18 protein-coding genes are annotated in these 20,447 nt (G+C 65.4%); 9 read left to right on the forward strand and 9 right to left on the reverse strand.

Going from position 1 to position 20,447, the window contains the following annotated elements:
- Positions 1 to 52: 52 nt before the first annotated feature.
- Genes KP010_RS00625 through KP010_RS00635 form a run of 3 tightly spaced genes read right to left on the reverse strand, consistent with a single transcriptional unit; the run spans position 53 to position 3,392 of the window.
- Positions 53 to 1,570 carry an undecaprenyl-phosphate glucose phosphotransferase gene (locus KP010_RS00625; RefSeq protein WP_142862034.1) on the reverse strand — a complete coding sequence of 506 codons (1,518 nt, stop codon included), beginning with the start codon at positions 1,568 to 1,570 and terminating at the stop codon, positions 53 to 55.
- A gap of 16 nt (positions 1,571 to 1,586) precedes the next feature.
- On the reverse strand, positions 1,587 to 2,816 hold the full coding sequence (locus KP010_RS00630) for a glycosyltransferase family 4 protein (protein WP_216280278.1): 1,230 nt from the start codon (positions 2,814 to 2,816) through the stop codon (positions 1,587 to 1,589).
- 9 nt (positions 2,817 to 2,825) lie between these two features.
- Positions 2,826 to 3,392, reverse strand: coding sequence for a polysaccharide biosynthesis/export family protein (locus KP010_RS00635; protein WP_142862032.1), 567 nt, complete (start codon positions 3,390 to 3,392; stop codon positions 2,826 to 2,828).
- A 192-nt stretch (positions 3,393 to 3,584) separates the two neighbouring features.
- Here KP010_RS00635 and KP010_RS00640 point away from each other — a divergent pair, with 192 nt between their 5' ends.
- Positions 3,585 to 5,759 (forward strand): exopolysaccharide transport family protein, encoded by a 2,175-nt coding sequence (locus KP010_RS00640; RefSeq protein WP_216280279.1) that lies wholly within the window; start codon positions 3,585 to 3,587, stop codon positions 5,757 to 5,759.
- A gap of 3 nt (positions 5,760 to 5,762) precedes the next feature.
- Here the strand turns inward: KP010_RS00640 and KP010_RS00645 are convergent, their stop codons facing one another.
- On the reverse strand, positions 5,763 to 6,887 hold the full coding sequence (locus tag KP010_RS00645; protein ID WP_142862030.1) for a GNAT family N-acetyltransferase: 1,125 nt from the start codon (positions 6,885 to 6,887) through the stop codon (positions 5,763 to 5,765).
- Between the two features lie 97 nt (positions 6,888 to 6,984).
- Between KP010_RS00645 and KP010_RS00650 the strand changes: the two genes are divergently transcribed.
- Positions 6,985 to 8,079, forward strand: coding sequence for a polysaccharide deacetylase family protein (locus tag KP010_RS00650; RefSeq protein WP_185966427.1), 1,095 nt, complete (start codon positions 6,985 to 6,987; stop codon positions 8,077 to 8,079).
- Between the two features lie 36 nt (positions 8,080 to 8,115).
- Here KP010_RS00650 and KP010_RS00655 read toward each other — a convergent pair whose 3' ends face one another.
- Positions 8,116 to 8,577, reverse strand: coding sequence for a hypothetical protein (locus tag KP010_RS00655; RefSeq protein ID WP_246659746.1), 462 nt, complete (start codon positions 8,575 to 8,577; stop codon positions 8,116 to 8,118).
- A 218-nt stretch (positions 8,578 to 8,795) separates the two neighbouring features.
- Between KP010_RS00655 and KP010_RS00660 the strand changes: the two genes are divergently transcribed.
- On the forward strand, positions 8,796 to 9,494 hold the full coding sequence (locus KP010_RS00660) for a hypothetical protein (protein WP_142862028.1): 699 nt from the start codon (positions 8,796 to 8,798) through the stop codon (positions 9,492 to 9,494).
- A gap of 153 nt (positions 9,495 to 9,647) precedes the next feature.
- Here KP010_RS00660 and KP010_RS00665 read toward each other — a convergent pair whose 3' ends face one another.
- Together KP010_RS00665 and KP010_RS00670 are read right to left on the reverse strand one after the other, a co-directional pair.
- Positions 9,648 to 9,944 (reverse strand): hypothetical protein, encoded by a 297-nt coding sequence (locus tag KP010_RS00665; RefSeq protein WP_142862027.1) that lies wholly within the window; start codon positions 9,942 to 9,944, stop codon positions 9,648 to 9,650.
- Between the two features lie 80 nt (positions 9,945 to 10,024).
- Complete coding sequence (locus KP010_RS00670; RefSeq protein ID WP_253203516.1) at positions 10,025 to 10,522, reverse strand: MarR family winged helix-turn-helix transcriptional regulator; 498 nt, start codon at positions 10,520 to 10,522, stop codon at positions 10,025 to 10,027.
- Between the two features lie 231 nt (positions 10,523 to 10,753).
- On the opposite strand from KP010_RS00670, the gene KP010_RS00675 reads away from it, so the two are divergent.
- The 3 genes from KP010_RS00675 to KP010_RS00685 all read left to right on the forward strand — a co-directional run bounded on the left by KP010_RS00675 (position 10,754) and on the right by KP010_RS00685 (position 13,800).
- Positions 10,754 to 11,323 carry a hypothetical protein gene (locus KP010_RS00675; RefSeq protein WP_216280280.1) on the forward strand — a complete coding sequence of 190 codons (570 nt, stop codon included), beginning with the start codon at positions 10,754 to 10,756 and terminating at the stop codon, positions 11,321 to 11,323.
- Positions 11,324 to 11,391: 68 nt separating this feature from the next.
- A complete protein-coding gene (locus KP010_RS00680; RefSeq protein ID WP_142862026.1) occupies positions 11,392 to 11,994 on the forward strand; it encodes a copper chaperone PCu(A)C in 603 nt (200 codons plus the stop codon).
- Positions 11,995 to 12,423: 429 nt separating this feature from the next.
- Positions 12,424 to 13,800: a glycosyltransferase family 1 protein gene (locus KP010_RS00685; RefSeq protein WP_142862025.1), complete on the forward strand. Its 1,377-nt coding sequence runs from the start codon at positions 12,424 to 12,426 to the stop codon at positions 13,798 to 13,800.
- 18 nt (positions 13,801 to 13,818) lie between these two features.
- Here the strand turns inward: KP010_RS00685 and KP010_RS00690 are convergent, their stop codons facing one another.
- Both KP010_RS00690 and KP010_RS00695 read right to left on the reverse strand, forming a co-directional pair.
- Positions 13,819 to 15,399, reverse strand: coding sequence for a glucan biosynthesis protein (locus KP010_RS00690; RefSeq protein WP_142862024.1), 1,581 nt, complete (start codon positions 15,397 to 15,399; stop codon positions 13,819 to 13,821).
- 58 nt (positions 15,400 to 15,457) lie between these two features.
- Entirely contained in the window at positions 15,458 to 15,688 is a 231-nt protein-coding gene (locus KP010_RS00695; RefSeq protein WP_108917944.1) for a hypothetical protein, read from the reverse strand.
- A 204-nt stretch (positions 15,689 to 15,892) separates the two neighbouring features.
- On the opposite strand from KP010_RS00695, the gene KP010_RS00700 reads away from it, so the two are divergent.
- Genes KP010_RS00700 through KP010_RS00710 form a run of 3 tightly spaced genes read left to right on the forward strand, consistent with a single transcriptional unit; the run spans position 15,893 to position 20,437 of the window.
- On the forward strand, positions 15,893 to 17,713 hold the full coding sequence (locus KP010_RS00700) for a trypsin-like peptidase domain-containing protein (protein WP_108917943.1): 1,821 nt from the start codon (positions 15,893 to 15,895) through the stop codon (positions 17,711 to 17,713).
- Positions 17,714 to 17,728: 15 nt separating this feature from the next.
- The gene (locus tag KP010_RS00705) at positions 17,729 to 18,598 is read left to right on the forward strand and encodes a PP2C family serine/threonine-protein phosphatase (protein ID WP_108917942.1); all 870 of its coding nucleotides are present in this window, start codon (positions 17,729 to 17,731) and stop codon (positions 18,596 to 18,598) included.
- Positions 18,599 to 18,610: 12 nt separating this feature from the next.
- The gene (locus KP010_RS00710; protein WP_216280281.1) at positions 18,611 to 20,437 is read left to right on the forward strand and encodes a serine/threonine-protein kinase; all 1,827 of its coding nucleotides are present in this window, start codon (positions 18,611 to 18,613) and stop codon (positions 20,435 to 20,437) included.
- The last annotated feature ends 10 nt before the right edge of the window (positions 20,438 to 20,447 follow it).

The raw sequence follows: 20,447 nt of genomic DNA on the forward strand, positions 1-20,447 counted from the left end.
GTTCCGCGTGATCGTGGCCGTGGATCCCTTCGCGCGCCGCGGCGAGGTTTTGTCAGTAGGCGTTCTCGGTCTTCAGCAGCGCGATCGGCGTGAGCGCGAGAATATAGATGTCGAGCAGGATCGACCAGTTCTCTATGTAATAGAGGTCGCATTCGACGCGCTTTTGAATCTTCTCCGGCGTGTCGGTCTCGCCGCGCCAGCCATTGATCTGCGCCCAGCCGGTGAGGCCGGGCTTGACGCGATGGCGGGCGAAATAGCCGTCGACGACCTCGTCGTAGAGATGCTCGGCGGCTCTCGCGTGCATGGCGTGCGGGCGGGGGCCGACCAGCGACAGATTGCCCTTGAACACGACATTGAAGAGCTGCGGCAATTCGTCGAGCGAGGTCTTGCGGATGAAGCGGCCGACGCGGGTGACGCGCGGATCGCCCTTGGTAACGAGCTTAGCCGCGGCCGGGTCGAGCTTGTCCGCATACATGGAGCGGAATTTATAGACCTCGATCTTCTCATTGTTGAAGCCGTAGCGCGTCTGGCGGAACAGCACGGGGCCGCGCGAATCGAGCTTGATGGCGAGCGCCACCGCCGCCATCACCGGGGCGAAGAGAATGAGGCAGAGCGCGCCGACGACTTTGTCGAAGGCGGATTTGGCCAGCACGTCCCAATCGGCGATCGGCTTGTCGAAGACGTCCAGCACCGGGACATTGCCGATGTAGGAATAGGAGCGCGGGCGAAAGCGCAGCTTGTTGGTGTGGGCGGCGAGGCGAATGTCGATCGGCAGCACCCAGAGCTTGCGCAGCATTTGCAGCAGCCGCGCCTCCGCCGAGATCGGCAGCGTGAAGATGACGAGATCGAGCCGCGTATGGCGCGCGAATTCGACGAGATCGTCGATCGTGCCGAGCTTGGGATAGCCGGCGACGACGTCCGGCGAGCGATCGTCGCGGCGATCGTCGAAGATTCCGAGAATGCGCAGATCGCTGTCCTGCTGCGCGGCGGCGAGATCGCGCAGCACCGGCTCGGCCATCGGGCCGCCGCCGACGATGACGGTGCGGCGGTCGAGCTTGCCCTGCTGCGTCAGCGTGCGCACGATCGCCGAGACGGCGAAGCGCTCCGCCGCCAGCACGCCGAGCCCGCCCGCATACCAGCCGAGCAGCCACACGCGCGACAGGGCGTTGTCGAGCTTCAAAAAGAAGATCGCGGCCAGAGCGGCGAGAAAGACCAGGGTCCAGCCGGCGGCGAGCTTCGAGCCATGGCCGATCGGCGCGCGAAATGCGGCGGGCGTATAGAGGTCGAACGCCTGCCAGGCGAGGACCGAGAGCAGCGCCATGCCCGGAATGACGACGAAATATTCGACGCCATAGCCATAGCCGGGCGCGACATGCAGCCGATGCACGGCGAAGCCGACCGCGGTGATCAGCAGAAATTCGAGACTGCGGACGAGGCCGGCGAGGACGATCGGCGAATAGGCCGGAGTCGGCCGGGCGTCGGCGGAAATTTCCGCGAGCCTCGAGGCCGCGCGACTGTCGTCATTGACGGGCGGCGCCGCCTTTATGTCGCGTAGGGCGAAAGCACACATGACGCTACTCCACTCATCAGGCTCGCTGCGGTAGGACGGCCTCCGCGGCGCGGCGATGTCCTACGGCCTCCAGCGCGTCGCGATAGCCGCGCAGCACCGCCTCGTCCATCGCACTCAAAGAGAAATTTTCTGCTACTCGATCAGCGAGTTGATCGGCGGCGAGACGTCGCTGCGCCGCATCCGTGCGGCCGGCGGCGATCATTGCGCGGGCGAGCGCGCGCGGATCGTCGCTCGCAACGAGACGATCCGCGTGATCGCCGAAGATTTCGGGAATGCCGCCGACATTGGTGGCGATGAGCGGCGTGCGCGCGGCGATCGCCTCGAGCACGATATAGGGAAGCGATTCTGCGCGGCTCGGCACCACCAATATGCGTCCCGTTCGCAGCGCCTCGCGGGCCGGCATGGGCGGCGCGAAGGAGAGCCGCTCGCTGACGCCGCGCGCTTCGGCGAGCGCGCGCAACGCCGCTTCGTCCGGTCCGGAGCCGACGAGGGCGAGCCGGGGCGCCGCGCCGGTCTCGTCGCGTATGAGCGCCAGCGCTTCGATCAGCGTGTCGACGCCTTTGAAGCGGCGCCACTCGCCGACATAGAGAAAATCCGCCGCATCGTCGCTGGGCGCGATGGGCTCGAATTCCTCCGGACGCAGTCCATTGGGCACGACGCGCGTCATGGAGCCGGAAAAGCCGATCGCCTCGGCGAAGCGCTTCTGCGCATAGGCGCTTTCGAAGGGGATGAAATTCGTCACCCGCTCGAGCGCGCGCTCGACCGAGAGATAGAGGCGATTGACGAGCGCATCCGGATCGAAATGGAGGCTGCCGCCATGCGGCGTGTAGACGCGAATATGTCGATGCGGCGGCGACGGAAAAAACGGCAGCAGAGCGGGCAGGCGCGCATAGAGCCCGCCTTTCGCGCCATGGCCATGCACGACATCGGGCGCGAGCCGTTTCAGCGCCGTGGCGATGCGAAAGGCGACGATCGGATCGGTCCAGCTCGGCAGACGGCGAATGCAGAGCCGCGTGACGCCGAGCTCGAGTGCGGGCTCGAGCCTTCGCAAGGTCGCCTCCGCGCGCTCGCCGCCAGTGGAGGAATCGGCGATGATCCCCACCGCATGGCCGCGGGCCGCCTGCGCGCCGGCGAGATCGACGACATGACGAAAGAGCCCGCCGATCGGCGCGCGCATCACATGCACGATGCGCAGTCGCCCTAGGGCTTTATCGTCGCTCGAAAGGCTCTGCCGCTCGTCTCGCATCTTCCGTCTTTAAAATATCCGCTCGCGAACCGTGATCGTGTCTCCGGGCCGAACCGCTTGCAGCAGGGGCACGCGGCCAGTGGCCGAGACGCCGCCGAAGTCGCGCGTCAGATCCACCTCGCCTTGATAGCCGCGCGGGCTGAAGCCGCCGGCTATGGCGATGGCCTTCTGCACGGTGAGACCCTCGACGAATGGAAATTGTCCGGCGGTCATCACTTCTCCGAGCACGAAGAAAGGCCGATACGCCTCGACTTCCACCGAGACGCGGGGGTCGCGGATGAATCCGTTGCGCAAACGTGCGGCGATTTCATGTTGCAGCGCCTGGGTCGTGAGGCCGGCCGCCGGCACGATGCCGATGAGCGGCATCGCAATATGGCCGGAGCCGTCGACAGTGTAACTGTTGGAGATCGCATCCTGGCCGAACACGATGACGCGAAGCCGGTCGCCGGCCGCGAGCGTGTAGGGCTCCTCGGTCGAGGACGCCAGCAGCTCTGGAACATAGGCGCCGGGCAGGGCGCAGCTCGACAATGTCGCGCACATCAGCAGCCAGAATAGGAGAAAGCCATATCTCGGCATTTAGAATCTCGGGCTCGAGGAACAGCTTAAGAACGACGTTCCGCGGAAATTTTTTAACGGCCTATGGTTAACAAAGCCTGATTGGACGGTCCGTCACGCGGATCGCCACGCCGAGGGCGCCGTGTCGCCGTGGTTAACCGCGCGGAAACCATAATCTCTGTACATGGTCTGTGCGCTACAAGGAGTTCGCAGATGAGTTTCGGCCACTCTCACGACGACGCGGGAAGCGTCCGGGGCGAGATCTCGAATGGCGAGATCGATCTCGGGCAGATCGCCGGCGCCTTGTCGCGGCGCCGGCGCATCGTGATCGGCGTGACGCTCGCGGCTTTTCTCGGCGCTCTGGTCTTCGTCAATGTCGTCAAGCCGCGCTACACGGCCGAAGCGCGCGTCCTGCTCGAGAATCAGGAGAGCTATCTGACGCGCGCCGACAAGGAGCGCGCCGATCCCACCGCGGCGCCCGACGCCGAGGCGGTGCAGAGCCAGATTCAAATGCTCACCTCGCGCGATCTCGCGCGCCGCGTGCTGAAGTCGCTCGATCTCCAGGGCAATACGGAGTTCGATCCGATCGCCAATGGCCACGGGCTCGGCGCGAAGATCGGCGTCATGCTGGGGCTGAGCCGGGATCCGTCCAAGCTCGCGCCGGAAGAGCGCATGTTGGACGCATATTTCGACAAATTGCTCGTGCTCTCGCCGACCAAGACGCGCGTGCTGCAAATCGAATTTTCGTCCCGCGATCCCGATCTCGCGGCGCGGGCGGCCAACGCAATCGCCTCCTTCTATATCGACATTCAGCGCGAGGCGAAACGCGAGAATGCGCGCGACGCCGCGCAATCGCTGAGCCCGCTGGTCGCCGATCTGCGCGAGCGACTGAGCAGAGCCGAGGCCAAGGTGGAGGCGTTCCGCTCGCGTTCGGGCCTCTTCGCCGGCACGAATAATATGACGATCGCCACGCAGCAGCTCGGCGATCTCGCCAATCAGCTCTCCATTTCGCGCACCGCACAGGCGGACGCCGAGGCCAAGGGCAGGCTCGTGCGCGACATGCTGCGGCAAAATCGCGTCGGCGAGATTCCCGATGTCGCCAATAACGAGATGATCCGCCGCATCGGCGAGCAGCGCGTGTCGCTGCGCGCTCAGCTCGCGCTCGAATCGCGCACGCTGCTGCCCGGCCATCCGCGCATAAAGGAGATGCAGGCGCAGCTCGCCGATCTCGACGCCGATTGGCGCCGCGCCGCCGAGCGCACCGCGCGCACGCTGGAGAACGAGGCCCATATCGCTTCCGCGCGCGTCGAAAATCTGGCCCGCGCGATGGAGGAGCAAAAGCGTGTCGCCGGCGCGGCGGGCGCGGATGAGGTGCAATTGCGCGAGCTCGAGCGCGCCGCGCGCGTGCTCAAGGATCAGCTCGAGGCGGATTCGGCCAAATATCAGGAGGCGCTCGCGCGGGAGGGGCCCAAGGCCTCGCCTGCAGACGCCCGTGTGATCCAGCGCGCCGTGGCGCCGCCGATTCCGTCTTTCCCGAAAAAGGTTCCGATCACCGCCTTCGCGACGATCGCCGCCTTTGTTCTGTCGGCCGGCTCGATCGTCGCGATCGAGCTGCTCAGCGGCCGCGCGCGCCTCCTCGGCCCGGCGCCGCTTCCGGCTCCGCCCGAGGAGGAGGCGCTCGAGGCGCCGTCGCAGATTCGCATCGCGGCGCGCCGGCGCGAACCTGTTTTCGACGAGCCCGAAGAGGAGGAGCCGCAGACGCGTCTCGCCGTCGCTCCCGAGCGGCGTACGCCAGAGCTCGAGAATCGAGCGCCGCGGACGTTTCGTTCGGGTGTCGTCGGCAAGATCGACGCGGCGCGCATGGCGACGCTTTCGGTGAAAGTTCTGATGGTCGGCTGCGCCGACGCCGAATGCAGCTTCGACAGCGCCGTGACATTGTCGCGCGCTCTCGCGCGGCGCGGCCTCGCCATAATCGTGGCGGCAGATGCGCAGGCGCAAGGGCGACTTTATGATCGGCTCATTCCCGATCTCGAGCGCGCGCGGCCGCTCGGACTCGCCGATCTCGCCAGCGGAGCCGCGACCTTCGGCGAGGCGATTCATCGCGATCAGGAGTCGCGCCTGCATGTCATGCCGGGCGGCCGCTCCGCCGCGGAGTATGATCAAGACGTCGAGCCCGTGCTCGAGGCGCTGGCGCAGACTTATGATTTCATCGTTTTCGCGACGCGCGATTATGAGCGCGCGATGTTTCTCGCGCCCTCATTCGACATTGTGCTGGTGAGCGGCGCCGAGCCCGCTGCGGAGGCGGTGATCGACGAGCTGGCGCAGGCCGGCGTCTCCGACGCTTACCTGCTCGAGGAGGAGAGCGCCGCCGACGCTTCCGCCGCCTGAGCCCTACCGCGCGAGGCGGCGCAGCCGCGTGAGCGAAGCGAGGAGGCGCGGATTCTGCTTCACGGCGCGCTTTGCGCGCGTGAGCGCGGAAAGGATCGGCGCGGCGAGCGCGCCGAGCGGCGTCACGGGAATGAGCGCATCGACCAGCGCGATCGTCTCGTCGCAGACGGCGTTCTTATAGCGCGCTTCGCCGACGCCGAGATCGAAGCGCGTGACGCCGCGCGCGACGAGATCGCGCAGCAGCGAATGCAGCAGCAGATCACCCGGCGACGAACGCGCGATTTCTTCATCCGCCACGAAGGAATTGAGCATCGCCGAAAAGCGCCCGCGATGGACGAAGCCGGCATAGGTCGCGATGATGCGTCCGTCCAGCGTCACGGCGTGAGCCTCGAGCGCGCCGCCGCAGAGACCGAGCACAAAGTCGCGCATGGCGTCCTTCGCGAAGGAGGGGTCCTGCAATCGCTCGGCCTTTTGCGCGAGAAGCGCCTCGAGAATCTCTCCCGCGCGCGCGCCCGTCGCGCGATGCTCGAAGACGAGCGCGCCCATTTTGTCGAGCCGCGCCTGCTTCTTGCGCAGCTTCTTGCGCGCATCGCTCGAGAAGCGCGCGTCGAGCTCGCTCACTGTCACGGGCAGGCTCGTCCCATAGGCGAAGCTCGGGCTCGGAGTCGCGCCGAGCAAAGCGAGCGGATTGGCGACGCCATCGAAGGCGAGCGGCTGATTGCCGAGGCGATAGAGATCGACGCCCGCCGAATGGGCGGCGCGACGCAACACGGCGCGGACCGCGGTCGCGTCGAGGCGCGCGTCGGCGGCGAAGAGACCGAGATTGAAATTGCTCTCCTTGCCGCCGAGGAACTGCGCGATCCGCAGCGGCCCGTGGCGCGAAACGCCGAGCGCGAGAAGCGCGAGCGGGCGCGCGCCGGCGGAGTTGCGTACGACGACGATCATCGGCTCGAGGCCGGGGGCGTGCCCGAAGGCCTGAAACCAATCGCGCGCGAAGCCGAAAGATTGATAGGCGCTCGCCGGCGCATTGGCGAAGAGCGTCTCCCAATCGTCGCGCGCGTCTTTGAAAGAAGAGAAGACGTCGAGCGAGATGTCGTCGACCGCCGCCTCGAACCGCGAAAGCTCCATGACGTTTTCTGCTCTTGCGTTAACCATACCGCCGCCGCATTGCTGATGTTTGCGCTTCTTCGCGACACTAGCAAGGAAAGGTCAACGAGACCTCGAGATGGTGTGGGACGATAAAAATAGCGCGGGAGGCGCGGCTGTGACGAAATGGCGTCGATTTGCGATCGAGGCGGGGATGGAGTTTTTCCGCGCGAGCGGCGCTCATCGGCTGGCCGAGCCGTTTACGCGCGGACTCGGCGCGATTTTGATGTTTCATCGCGTTCGGCCGCGGCTCGAGCAGGCTTTCGAGCCCAATCAGCCGCTGGAGATCACCCCGGAGTTCTTGAACGCGCTGATCTTATGGCTGCGCCAGCGCGGCGTTGCGATCGTCTCTCTGGAGACGGCGCTCACGCGGCTGCGTGACGGCGCTTCGGCGGCGCCCTTCGCCGTGCTCACCTTCGACGACGGCTATCGGGATTTCGTCGAACATGCGCTGCCCGTGCTGGAACGCCATGGCGCGCCTTTCACGCTCTATATCACCGCCGGCTACGCCGATGCGTCGGCGCGGCTATGGTGGGTCGAGCTCGAGGAAGCGATCCGCCGTCTCGATCGCGTCGACGTCGTCGCGGGCGGCAAGCGCGTCTCGCGCGTCGCGGCGACGGCGGAAGAAAAGCGCGCCGCTTTCGCAGAAATCTATGCGCAATTGCGCGCCGGGGACGAGGCGGAGCTGCTGCGCGTCGTCACCGCGCTCTCCGCCGAGGCGCGGCTCGAGCCTCTGGCGCTGACGCGGCGCCTGTGCCTCGGATGGAGCGAGCTGCGCGCGCTTTCGCGTCATGAGCTGGCGACGATCGGCGCGCATTCCGTCACCCACGCCCGGCTCGCCAAGGTCGACTGCGCTGCGGCGATCTATGAGATGACCGAGAGTCGGCTGCGCATAGAATCCGAGCTGGAGCGTCCGGTTCGGCATTTTTGCTATCCGGTCGGCGATCCGACGTCGGCGGGACGAAGAGAGTTCGAGCTCGCCGCGCTGCTCGGCTTCGCGAGCGCGGCGACGACGCGTCCGGGCATGATTTTTCCCGTGCACCGCGATCATCTCCTGGCGCTGCCGCGGCTCTCGGTGAACGGACGGCATCAATCGCTCGCCGCGCTGGACATTCTTTTGTCCGGCGCGCCTTTCGCCCTGATGAACGCAGGCCGCCGCGTCATGGCGGCCTGACTTTTGGCGGCCTGACTTTTGGCGCGGCGCCGGGCGTTACGCCGGTCCGAGACGCCAGAGGCCGAGACGCTGCGTGAAGCTGCGCCATAGCTCGCCGAGCGATTTCTTTTCGGCGATCGAGCGCGCGCGGGCGGCGACTGCGCCGGGCGTGATCGCGCCGGAATAATTGCAATCGCAGAAAATATGATGCGCCTCCCGCATGGACAGCTGGAAGAAATCGATCGCGTCGCCGAGACGGTCGCCTTTCAAGCCCTGCTCACGAAATTGCGCGTCACGAAAGGCGATGTACAGCGGCGACTCGTCCTGCCGCAGCTTGATCCGCTCCTTCACGGGCACGTATTCCATCATCGAGAAGAGGCGGATGCGTCCGACATGCGCTTCGATCAAAGTCGCGAGCCGCTGCAATCGGGCGCGCCGCAGCGAGGCTTGCTCGCGCCGCGCCTCGACGGGCTCGACTCCTGCAAGTTTAGTTATTTCTTCGAGAGTTCTGTATTTCATCACGCCCTCCGTCGCCAATGGGGCCATCCGCCCGACAAAACAAATCCCCAACTCCCCTGAACACGTTCAAAGCGGATTGGTTCCTGCGCCTCGATCGATGTCGGCGCACGGATCGGCGACGCTTTCGGCGACGGCGCGATCGTCGCTCTTGCCGGCTCGGCCAGCGCAACTAGATGGATCGCGGGGTTGCAACCGGGCTGCAGGAATGGAGAGTCCTCATGTCCATGACCTTCCGAGAGGCGACAGCGCAAGAAAACGCTGCAGTTTATGGCGGTCTCGTCGATGCGGTGGGAGGCATCGCAACAATAGTCCTCGCCGTTTGTGGGCTCGCCGGAGTCAATCCGCCGCTCATGGCCGGAATCGCGACGATCGTGTTCGGCGTCGCTCTGCTCATTCAAGGCGGCGCCATGCTGTCCGAATATGCGCAGATCATCTTCCCCGCGGGCGCGAAATCCGGGAATTTCGAACATTTCGGCGCCGGCGGCCTCTCGGCTGTCTTCCTCGTCGGAGCGGCGGGAATTGTGCTCGGCGTGCTCTCGCTTCTCGGCATCAACTCCGGCGTTCTGACGCCGATCGCGGCGATCGCTTTCGGCACTGCGCTCGTGCTCAGCAGCAATGCGGTGTGGCATCTCTACACGCTGCGCCACGCGCAGGCGAAGAGCGAAGCCACGCAATCGCAGAACCTCAGCGGCGAGTTTCTGGCGAGCGAGATGGCCTCTGGCTCTGCGGGCATTCAGGCGCTCGCCGGTCTGGCCGCGATCGTGCTCGGCGTTCTCGCTGTCGCGGGAAACACCAATGATCTCGTGCTCAATCTCGTCGCTCTTCTGGCGCTCGGCGCGACCGTCGTGCTCACCGGCAGCACGCTGAGCGCGACCGTGCTGAGTTTCATGCGTCCTTGGTCGTCGTCGCAGCCTTGACCCGGCCGCTCGTCACTCGGAGTCGTCGTCTCGAGACGGCTCCGGGAGGCGCTCGCCAGCGCTTCCAGCCGAAGCGGGAGGCCGGTTCGGCGTTGGAGACGCGTCGAAACGAGAGCTCGGATCTTTCTGCGTTCGATGAAGCACAGAGCGATTCTAGCGACGGCGCCAGCGGCGCTCGATCTGCCGAATGCCGCGCGCCGAGATCCACCGAATGGCGTCGGGCTTTTCGTCGGTTCGGATCGAGGCGATCGAATGCCGCTCGATTTGCTCGATCGCGACGATCGCGACGATTTTTTCGCGCTCGACAGAGCGTCGGCAGCGTCCCTCGGCGACGAGCGCGCGGAGCTGGCCGAAATAGCGCAGACTGTTGGTCGCGCGCTCGATCTTCATCAAATCTTGTCGCCGCTGGCAGACGACGGCGCCGCGCTTGACGAATAAATCGGGGCGCATCGCCGCTTCCTGCGCCGCAGCCGCGTCGCAGAGCGATGCGAATAGAAGCGAAAGCGAGATTGCGAGACGGCCGGCGCGTCTCATCGGCGTTGCGCCGGCTCGTCGGGCGCAATACCCTGCGCAGCGTCGTCGCCCGCGTGCTCTGTCTCGAAGAGACGCAGAAAGGCGCTTCTATCGGCGCGCAGCTTACGGAGATGCACGAAAGCGAGCTGCGAAAGCCGGCGGTCGCCGAGCGTCGTCAGCACGAGGAGCGAGCGGCGCCGATCGAGAGGGTCGTTCTTGCGTTTGACGAGCTTGGCCTGCTCGAGACGCGACACCAGCTCCGCGGCGCTGTGGTCGCGGATCAGCAATTGCTCGGCGAGTTCGCCGACGCTGATATGCGCGCCGGCGCGAAAGGTCTTTATGGCGAGCAGAGCCTGATAGCGCTGCATGGTGAGGCCGACGTCGGCCGCCGCCTGCTCGCTGAATGCGAGAAATTGCCGTAGCGCATAGCGGAAATTCGCGAGCGCGCGAAGCTCTTCCTCGGAGGGACGGCTTTCGTCGGCTTCCTGAGCGCGGCTCTCGAGCGTCGTCGACATTGTTTTTGCTCTCCCCGCATCCGGCCTCCTCCGGCCGAAAGCGCATGATGGCCTTCGCCCTGCGCGCGGTCAAGGCGTCCGCCGGGGCGCGCATCCGTGGGGACTCAGAACGGTCTTGCATTTATATCGCTATACGATATATATCCATCGTATAACGATTGAGCGCCGGGCGGCGGCGGCTCGCAAAAAAAAACATGCGCGCGAACGACGCGCGAAGCCGGGAGGGAATCCATGATCATCCGAATTTCAGCCGCCGTGATTTTTGCGAGCATCGGTCTGGCGACGCAGGCGCAGGCGCATGGCGGCGTCAGCATCGACGAAGGCCAATGCAAGATGAAGATCGGACCCGATCAAATGAATTTCACCGGCTATCAGCCGCTGAAGTCGCGCGAACAATTTTGTGACGACATTCCCGATGTCGGCCCGACCATCATCGTTCTCGACGCCGTGCAGGACGAGCTGCGCGACATGAATTTGGAAATCCGCATTCTGCGCGACGTCGGTCAGTCGCACGACGACGAGAATCTCGAGCAGAACACCGAGACCTATGTGCAGCCGAAGAAATATCGCACTGGCACGCTCAATTTCGAATACGACTTCAAGAAAAAGGGCAAGTTCATCGGCTTGGTGAAGGCGCGAAGCGATGACGGGACGAACGAGTATGTTTCGCGCTTTCCTTTCTCGGTCGGCGAGACAGAGAGCCGCGACATCACCATCGCTGCATTTTTTGCGGGGCTGGGACTGGTCGGATTCGGACTCTGGTACAAGAATTCCTTCAAGACGAAGCCGCCGCGAGCCTGATCGCGGCGGATCATCTTCGTCGTTGCGAGCGCGCCGCGACATTGCGGCTCGCCGAAAAGGAGGCGGGCATGTCTATCGATCGACGGCGCGTTCTATTGCTGACCGGAGGCGCTGCATTGGCGGCGAGCGGGCTCGGCGTCGCGAGCGCGCACGAATATAGAAAGGGCGGGCTCGAGGTCGAGCATCCCTGGCTGCGCGCGCCGCGGGACGGCGAGAGCGAGGCCGATCTCTTCATGGCGGTCTACAATCGCGGCGACGCCGCCGATCGTCTCATCGCGGTAAAATCTCCCGAGATCGGCGGTTTCGCTCTGCATGTCGCGCCTCATTTCGCCGTCGCGACGGATGCGATCTTCTTTCCCAATGGCTCGAAAGTCGCTCTCGCGCCGGGAGGCTCTTTCATTCGTCTCTCCGGCATCGAGAAGATCAATCCGGTCGGCTGGGGGTTCGAGGTCACTCTCGTGTTCGAAAAGGCAGGCGAGCTGCCGATAGAAGCGTCCATCGACGCGCCCGACGCCGCACATGCGCATGACGCCGAGGCGACGGAGCGTTGGGAAAAAGCGCATGGCCGCGGCGTCACAGATACGCCACAGGAAGGCGCCGCGCAGGGCGAGGATCATCGCTCTGGCGATGAGGATATGAAGGGCGGCGGCGAGGCGCCGCCGGCGCAGTGAGCCGCTTTCATCGCGCTGCTCGAAAAATTAACTTGCGCGCGACGCAATATGTCGCCATTCGATAGGTCAAGCTGCGACGTCTCGACGCCTCTGCGCGCAGCCAATTCGAAAAAACGAGCGGCGGCGTCTAATGGAGAAGAAAATGGCTCTGCAGACTTCTGGGAAGGACATCGTCAAGTCTCTGGCGTGGTTCATCGGCGCGATCGTGCTGATCGTCACCCTGATCCACTTCGCCCCCATCATCTCCCACGGGGGTTGAGCGAGACACTCTCGTTCTCGCCACGCCGGCCGCGATCCGTCAGTGATCACGGTCGGCGTCTTTGCATTCGAGGCCCTGCGCATCCGGGGCCCCGCCGGCGCCGAAAGCGCGTTTGGATTCGTTCGGCTCTCCCGTTATTGTCGCGACGACGGCAGCGAGGTCGCGGACATATGGTCGAAAGAACGCCGGGCGATGGCCAAATCGAGGCCTATCTTCTGCGAGAGATGAAGGCGGAGATCGACGAGCTCGCGCGCAGCGAGGTCGACGACGTCACGAAATTTCTCTATGCGCGGGCCCGTGAATTCTATTGGACTGTGACACGCCTCGTCGGTTTCGGCCGGCTGCACGACGGCGTCTGGCGAAAGCCCGGCGGCGATGCGGCCAGGGCGTGGCGCACGGCCCTTGCGGGCGATATTCCGGCGCCCGCGACGCGCGCCCGTCTGCTCGTCGATATGACGGCGACTCATCGCACCATCGGCCGCACCGGCATTCAACGCGTCGTGCGGGAAATCGCGCGCGCTATGGTCGAGAGCGGCGCCGCAATTCCGGTCTTCATGGAGAATGGGCGCCTCTATTCCCATTTCGCCCATGCGAATCTTCCCGACGAGGTGACGCCTGCGGCCGGCGACAAATTTCTGCTGCTCGACGCCGGCTGGCATCTCACCGCGGAATATTCGCAGATGATCGACAAGGTGGCGCGGGCGGGCGGCGAGACCATCGGCTGCCTGTATGACCTCATTCCAATTCTCTATCCGTCGGTGGTAACGCATTCGGCGCATCTGGCTTTTGTGGAATGGTTCGATCTTCTCGTCCGCGAGAGCGATGCGATCGTCGGCATTTCCAAGGCCGTCATCGACGATTTCGCGGTCTACGCCCGAATGAAGTCTTTGCCCTGCAAGCGCGGCTTGCGGCTCGGCTGGTGGCCGCTCGGCGCGGATTTTCGGGCGCCCGGCGACGCTGCGCCGTCGCCGCGCGCCATCGCCGCAGTGGAGGGCGATCGGCCGCTCTATCTCAGCGTCGGCACGTTGGAGCCGCGAAAAGGCCATGCGATCGCGCTTCGCGCCTTCGATCGCTGGTGGGAGGAGGGCGCCGACGTCCGCTATGTCATCGTCGGCTCGAAGGGCTGGAATGTGCGCGCGCTCGAGCGGCGCATTTTGGAGCATCCCGAATTCGGTCGGCGCCTGTTCTGGCTCCAGGACGCGAGCGACGCCGATCTTCGCTATCTGTACGAGCGCACGCGCGCGCTGGTGTTTCCCTCGATCGCCGAAGGTTTCGGCCTGCCGCTGGTCGAGGCCGCGCATTTCGGCGCGCGCGCCATAGCGAGCGACATTCGCGTGTTTCGGGAGGTCGGCGGCGAATGGGTCTCCTATTTCGCGCCTGGCGACAGCGAGGCTCTGCTGGCCCGCCTGAAGGAGACGCTCGCCGCGCCGCCTGCCGCGCCGGCCTGCGACATTTTGTCCTGGGCGGGCTCCGCAGAGACGCTGGCGGGCCTTTTGCGCACGGGCGGCTATCCGCTGCGGCTCGAGGAGGCTCTCGAGGCGCGCTAGCCTAAAAGGCCGCGTCCTTCAGAACGGGTGATATTGATAGAGCCAGTTCTCCGAGAGCGTCTCGCCCTTGTGCGCGAGGAAGAGCCGCATCTCGACCGGATCGGCTCCCTCGACCGTGAGGTCGAATTGCGCGCGCCAATGTCCCGGCACGCCGTCGAACACGGCTTCCGTGTAGATGTAGGAGAAGCTTCCGCGCGAGGACCACAGCACCGGCTCGGGCTTCGCGCCGAAGGGCAGGCGCTCGAGCGGGCCGCCCAAAAACTCCACCATGAATTTGCGCACGCCTCTGGGGCGCGGCTTGCCGGGCTGGCCGCCATTGCCGAGCCGCGTCGCGACGCAGCGCGCGAGCGGCGTCGGATCGGGCTCGTCGGCGAGCCAATGCAGGCGATAGGAGAAATCGAACGACGCGCCGGGAACGGCGGGCTTCGCCGGAACCCACATTGCGACGATATTGTCGTGGATCTCGTCGTCGGTCGGAATCTCGACGAGCTGAATTGTTCCCTTGCCCCAATCGCCCTTGGGCTCGATCCACACGCTCGGGCGGCGATCATAGAACACGCCGTCGAGATAATGATCGAAATCGCGGTCGCGTTGCAGCAGGCCGAAGCCTTTGGGATTTTCGTCCGAGAATGCCGACGCCATCACGCGGTCGGGATTGTTGAGCGGACGCCACAGGCGCTCGCCGCGGCCCGTCCACATTGCGAGACCGTCGGAATCATGCACCTCGGGACGCCAATCGACCGCGGTCGGCTTTTTGGTTTCGGAGAACCAATACATGGAAGTGAGCGGCGCTATGCCGAAGCGAACGAAACTGCCGCGCAAATGCAGCGAGCAATCTATGTCCATGACGACGCCCTTGCCGCGCTTCGCCAGAATGCGAAAGGCGCCGACGATGGACGGGCCTTCGAGCAGAAGATGCAGCGGCAGTCCGTCGTCTGTCTCCGGGCCGATATAGACATTGGTGAAGTCCGGGAACTCCTCCGGCCGGTCGGGCGCCCAAGTGTCCAGCGCGACGCCGCGGGCGGAGAGCCCATATTGGCGCAATTCGCCGATGGCGCGGAAATAGGAGGCGCCGAGAAAGGCGACCCAATCATTCTTGCGCCAGTCGAGCGGGCCGTCCTTGGGCTCTTGAATGCGAAAGCCGGCGAAGCCCGCGCCCGGCGGCAGCTGGCGGGCGATCGAATCCGCGGGCATGTCGAAATATCTGGGATTGTAGAGGACCTCGCGCGCCTGGCCGCCTTCGAGCGCATAGATGCGAACGGATTTTTTGAAGAATTTGCCGAGATGGAAGAATTCGACCGGGAAACGGCCGGCCCCGGTGGTGAGCGCGTAATCGGTATCGTAGCTGATCTTCCCCCAGGCCTCGTAATCGATCTTGGAGGTGATCTCCGAATCGGGCTGGCTCGGCGGGCGGAAGGGCTCGGCGATGCGGCGGCGCGCGGTCTCTTTCAGCCGCTCGAACGAAAAGGGCTCCGGCGGGCCGAGGTCGAGGCGGCCGGGCGCGCGCTGCGCCACGGCGTCGGTCGCGCCCATTGCGCCGAGCGCGCCTGTGGCCGCCGCGGCCTTGAGGAAGGAGCGGCGATCGGTGTCGTCGATCATGCGGGGAACCTCGCTGGGCGGGGAAGCGCTCGTCGTCGGCCCGAAGGCTGATAAAAAATCAGCGGATAGGCTCGTGGCGGACGGCTGTGCGCATGAAGAAATACAGGCCGACGAAACCGGCCAGCGCGAAGACGATCTCGAAAATGCGGCTCACGGCCGGATCGAGCTGAAACAGGCCGCCGAGCGCCCAGCCGGCCGCCCAGGAGGTCGCGACGAGCTCCGTTCCGACCAGGATCGCCACGGCGACCAAAGTCGACAAATGCACAAGGTTCAAGGGCTTCTCGCTCATCGGGCGAAGCTCTCCGCGCTCATCGTCCAGCGCATTTGTGCTATACGATCGGCCGGCCCGGCGCAAGTCGGCGCCCTGGAGGCGGCGGAACGCCTCTTGCGATGCGCCGCGCGCCGCTGGTATTCTGTAAGTGGGGGCGACGCAGGCGCTTTTTTCCTTTTTTCGCGCCGAAGCAAAGTCGCTGTTTTTTTTAGGGGCAGGCCTATGGTTGGAGTCGTCGAGCGCGTCGTTATTCGGCATTTGGCCGGGTCGAAGGCAAATCAAATCGAGCAGCTTCCGATCGGCGATCTGAAAGAGATCACCATCGGCCGCGATCCGACCTCGAAAGTCGCCTTCGATCCCACCATAGATGGCGTCGTCAGCCGGCAGCACGCCGTCATCCGCATCGAGGGCGAAGGCGACGATCTGAAGTTCAAGCTGATCGACCTCAATTCCAGCAACGGCACTTTCCTCAACGGCCAGCGCATCTCGCAAGACGCGGAACTGCTGCCGGAGGACAAGGTCGAACTCGGCGGCGCCAAGGGACCGAAATTCACCTTCGATCTTCAGCCGCGCCCGGCCAGCTTCGCGGCGCGCACGCGCGTCATCGGCATCGACGATTCCGCTGCGACCCGGCTGATCGAGACGGCGCAGACGGCGGCCTCCACCGCCGTCGCCCAGATAAGCTCGACATCGACCGAGGCGCCTCCGCACAAGGCCGGCGTCGGCCAGGAGACTGTGCAGCGGCTGATCGTCGAGGAGCGCCGCTCTGTGAGCCGCACCTGGGGCGCCGTGGCGGCGGGGCTGCTCGCCTTCATCGCGCTCGGCGGCGGCGCCGTCTATTGGAAGCAGATCAAGGACGACGAGCGCCATCAGGCCGATCTCGCCGACGTCAAGGCGGACGCCAAGCAGGCCGATCAGCGCAGCGCCTCGCTGCAGGGCGAGGTGAAGGCCAATCTCATCGGCATGACGCCGCTCGACATCTACAACAAATATTCCAACGCCACCGCGCGAATCGATCTGCGTTGGCGTCTCTTCGACACGCAGACCGGCAAGCCGATCTTCCATCAGACTTTCAGGATCGGCAAGGACACGCTGCCGGCCTATGTGCGCTTTCCCAACGGCAAGGTCGTGCGCTGGCTGACGCTCGAGGACGATCAGCGCTCCAATCTGCAGATCGCGGGCGAGGGACACGGATCGGGATTCGTCGTCGGCGAGCAGGGATATCTGCTGACCAACAAGCATGTCGCGGCGGGCTGGAAGGTCACATACGACGAGTCGCCGCGCTACGGCTTCCTCTTCGATGCCGGCGGCGGGCCGGGAGCGGCGGACGCGAAATTGCGCAAACCTGTCGGCGTCATCGATCTCGCCAGCGGCGACTACGTCGAGCTGAGTTTGTGGGTCCCCGAGGCCGGCGGCGTCATCTTCCCGTCGAACGTCGCCAAGGCAATCGGCCGGCGAGACCGCAACAATATTCCGGACTGGACGAAAAACGAGCAGCGCAGCTTCGAGGGACGCAACGAGATGCTCGACGTCCGCTTCCCGGGCGCGCGGCTCGGAGTCAATGCGACGCTCGTGCGCGCCTCGTCCGACTCGGACGCGGCGCTCATCAAGATCGACTCTCCGCAAATCCTCGAGAAAGTGGAGCTCGCCGAAGACGATACGGTGACGATCGGCGAGAAGGTCATCGTGCTCGGCTATCCCGGCGTGTCGGTGGAGAACGTCCAGCGGCAGGTCACGGTCGAGAACGGCCTGACGCGCGTTCAGAACGAGGTCATTCCCGAGGCGACGGTGACCGACGGCATCGTGTCCAAGCTCTCCACCGGCTATAAGGAGAAGGACGGCGTCACGCTGACCAGCGCCGGCGAGCGCATTCAGCTCAGCGTGCTGGCCACGGGCTCCGGCAATAGCGGCGGCCCGGTGTTCAACGCCAATGGCAAGGTCATCGGCCTGTTCACCTATAGCCGCAGCCGCGGCGATGCGCGCGTGACGCTCGCCGTGCCGATCAAATTCGGGCGCGACCTGCTGCGCGCGCAGCGCAACTGATCGAAGGTCGAGAAAATGGCGACGGGGCGCGAGGCTCCCGGCGACGCATTCCGCGTCGTCGGCGCGATGCAGACCGATGTCGGCTGCGTGCGGTCCCATAATGAGGACAGCGTCGCCTTCGTCGCGCCGGCTGTAGACGCGCCGGAGGCGAGATCGGGCTATCTCGCCATAGTGGCGGACGGCATGGGCGGCCACGCCGCCGGCGAGGTGGCGAGCGCGCTCGCGACGGAAGTCGTGCGCCGCGTGTTCTATTCGCTCGACGTCGATCCTCCGCGCGCGTTGAAGGCGGCTTTCGAGGCGGCCAATCGCGCCATTTTCGAGCAGAGCGCGCGCCAGCCCGAATGCAAGGGCATGGGCACCACATGCACCGCCGTCGTCATTCGCAGCGGACGGCTGTGGCTCGGCCATGTCGGCGACAGCCGCGCCTATCTCATTCGCGGCCACGAGACGACGCAGCTCTCCGACGATCAGACGCTCCATGCGCAATTGGTGCGCGACGGCGTGATGACGCAGGAGGAGGCCGAGCGCAGCCCCGGCGGCAATGTCATTCTCCAGGCTGTGGGAACGCGCAAGGAGATCGCGCCGACGATCTGGTCCGAGGGCCTGCCGCTCGAGATCGGCGACGCCATCGTGCTGTGCTCGGACGGTCTCTCCAATCTCGTCTCCGAGGCGGAGCTCGCCGCCGTCGTTCCCGATCGCGCGCCGCAGGAATCCTGCCGTTTGCTGGTGGGGGCCGCTCTCGCGGCGGGCGGGCACGACAATATTTCGGTCGGCGTGTTTCAGATTGTCGCGCCGCCGTCCGGCGTGCGCGATCAGGCCGCGACGCAGAAGATTTCAGTCCTCGCGGACGGCGCGCCGCCGACGCGAGTCGTCGTCGTTCGATAGAGGCATGAGGTCATGAGCGACCAGAGAATGATCGGCCATTACCGCATCGTCGAGCTGCTCGGCGCCGGGGCCATGGGCAAGGTGCATGTCGCCTTCGACACTTTCATCGAGCGCGAGGTGGCGATCAAATCGCTGCGCCCCGAGCTGACGCAAGACCCGGAATTCGTCGGGCGCTTCAAAGCGGAGGCGCAGAGCCTCGCGCGCCTCAACCATCCCAATATCACCACGCTGTTTTTGCTGCTGCCCGACGGCCGCGATCTCTATATGGTGATGGAGCTGGTGCGCGGCCGCGCGCTGGACGATGTGCTGCGCGAGCGCGGCGGACCGCTCGGCGTCAAAGAATGTCTCGCCATCATCTCGCAGGCGGCGGACGGCGTCGCCTATGCGCATCAGATGGGCGTGATCCATCGCGACATAAAGCCGTCCAATCTGATGATCGGCAATGACGGCCGCGTGAAGATCATGGATTTCGGCATCGCCCGCGTGCAGGGCAGCGTGCGCATGACGCGCGCCGGCACGGCGATCGGCACGCCGCTCTACATGGCGCCGGAGCAGCGCCGCGGCAGCGAGGGCGACGAGCGCAGCGATCTCTATTCGCTCGCCATCGTTCTTTACGAGATTCTCTCCGGCGCGCCGCCCTTCGCCGGGCTCGACGAGGTGGAGCTGCTGCAGGCGCAGATCGGCAGAGATCCGCCGCCGCTGGTGCCGCGCATTCCCGGCGTGACGCCGGAGCTGGAAGCGGCGATCATGAAGGCGCTCGCCAAGCGGCCGGAGCAGCGCTATCCGTCGATCCGCGCCTTCAGCGACGCCATCGGCGCCACCGCTTTGCGCGTCGATGCGACCTCGATCATCCAGAGCCCCGCCCATTTGCTCGACAGAGCGACCGAGACGAGCGCGAGCGCCGGCCCCGCCGCCTCCTTGCCTTCCGTCGCTCTCGCGGTCGCCAAGAGCCGCTCCACTTCGCTGGTCCGGCGCTTCAAAACGCTGCATCCGGCGCTGCAAGGCGTGTCGGTGGCGATCGTCGCCTTCGCGGCGGTCGCGCCTCTGCTGTTCGGCGGCGGCGACGACAGCGGAGCGAGGAAGCGCGACATCGATCGTGTCGAGCGCGATCGCCGCATGGCGGAGATCGAGAGCGACCGTCGTCAGACCGCGAAGACTTTGGATTACGGCCAGATCGGCGAGATCAAGCCGGCGCGCGGCGAGATCGATCGCCCGGCGCTGGCGACGAATGATGCGCCGCCGGCCGCCAAGCCCAAATGCAACGACGGCTTCAGCATAGCCGATTGCCAGCCCTCCACCGTTCCGGGGCAGAAGACCGCCGCCGTCGAGAAGGCGTCGCTGGCGGCGCCGGCGACGCTGGCCGACATGCGCAAGGCGCTCAAGGACAAGGACTATCTCAAGGCGGCGAGCATGGCTGAGGCGCTCGCTCAATCCAGCGACAAGAGCGAGCAGCGCGAGGCGCAATTCCAGCTCGGCTGGGCCGCGCTCAAAGGAATGGGGCGGCCGCAGAATCTCGATGCGGCGCTGAATTGGATGAAGCTCTCGGCGGCGCAGGGCTATCCCGAGGCGCAATTCGCGCTCGGCGTCATGTATCAGAACGGCGACGGCATGGGCGGCCAGGAGAATCCGAGCGAAACCGTTCGTTGGTTCACCGAGGCCGCCAATCAGGGGCATCCGCGCGCGCAATTCCTGCTCGGCAAAATATATGAACGCGGCGTGCCGAATGTTTTGAAGAGGGATTATCGACGGGCGGGCGATTTCTATCGCCTCGCCAAGGAACAGAGTTTTCCCGGCGCCGCCGAGGCGCTGGAAGGCTTGCGCAAGGCCGGCCGCTACTGAGCCGCGGGCC

It is taken from the genome of Methylosinus sp. KRF6 (assembly GCF_018887255.1).
Taxonomy (GTDB): Bacteria; Pseudomonadota; Alphaproteobacteria; order Rhizobiales; family Beijerinckiaceae; genus Methylosinus; species Methylosinus sporium.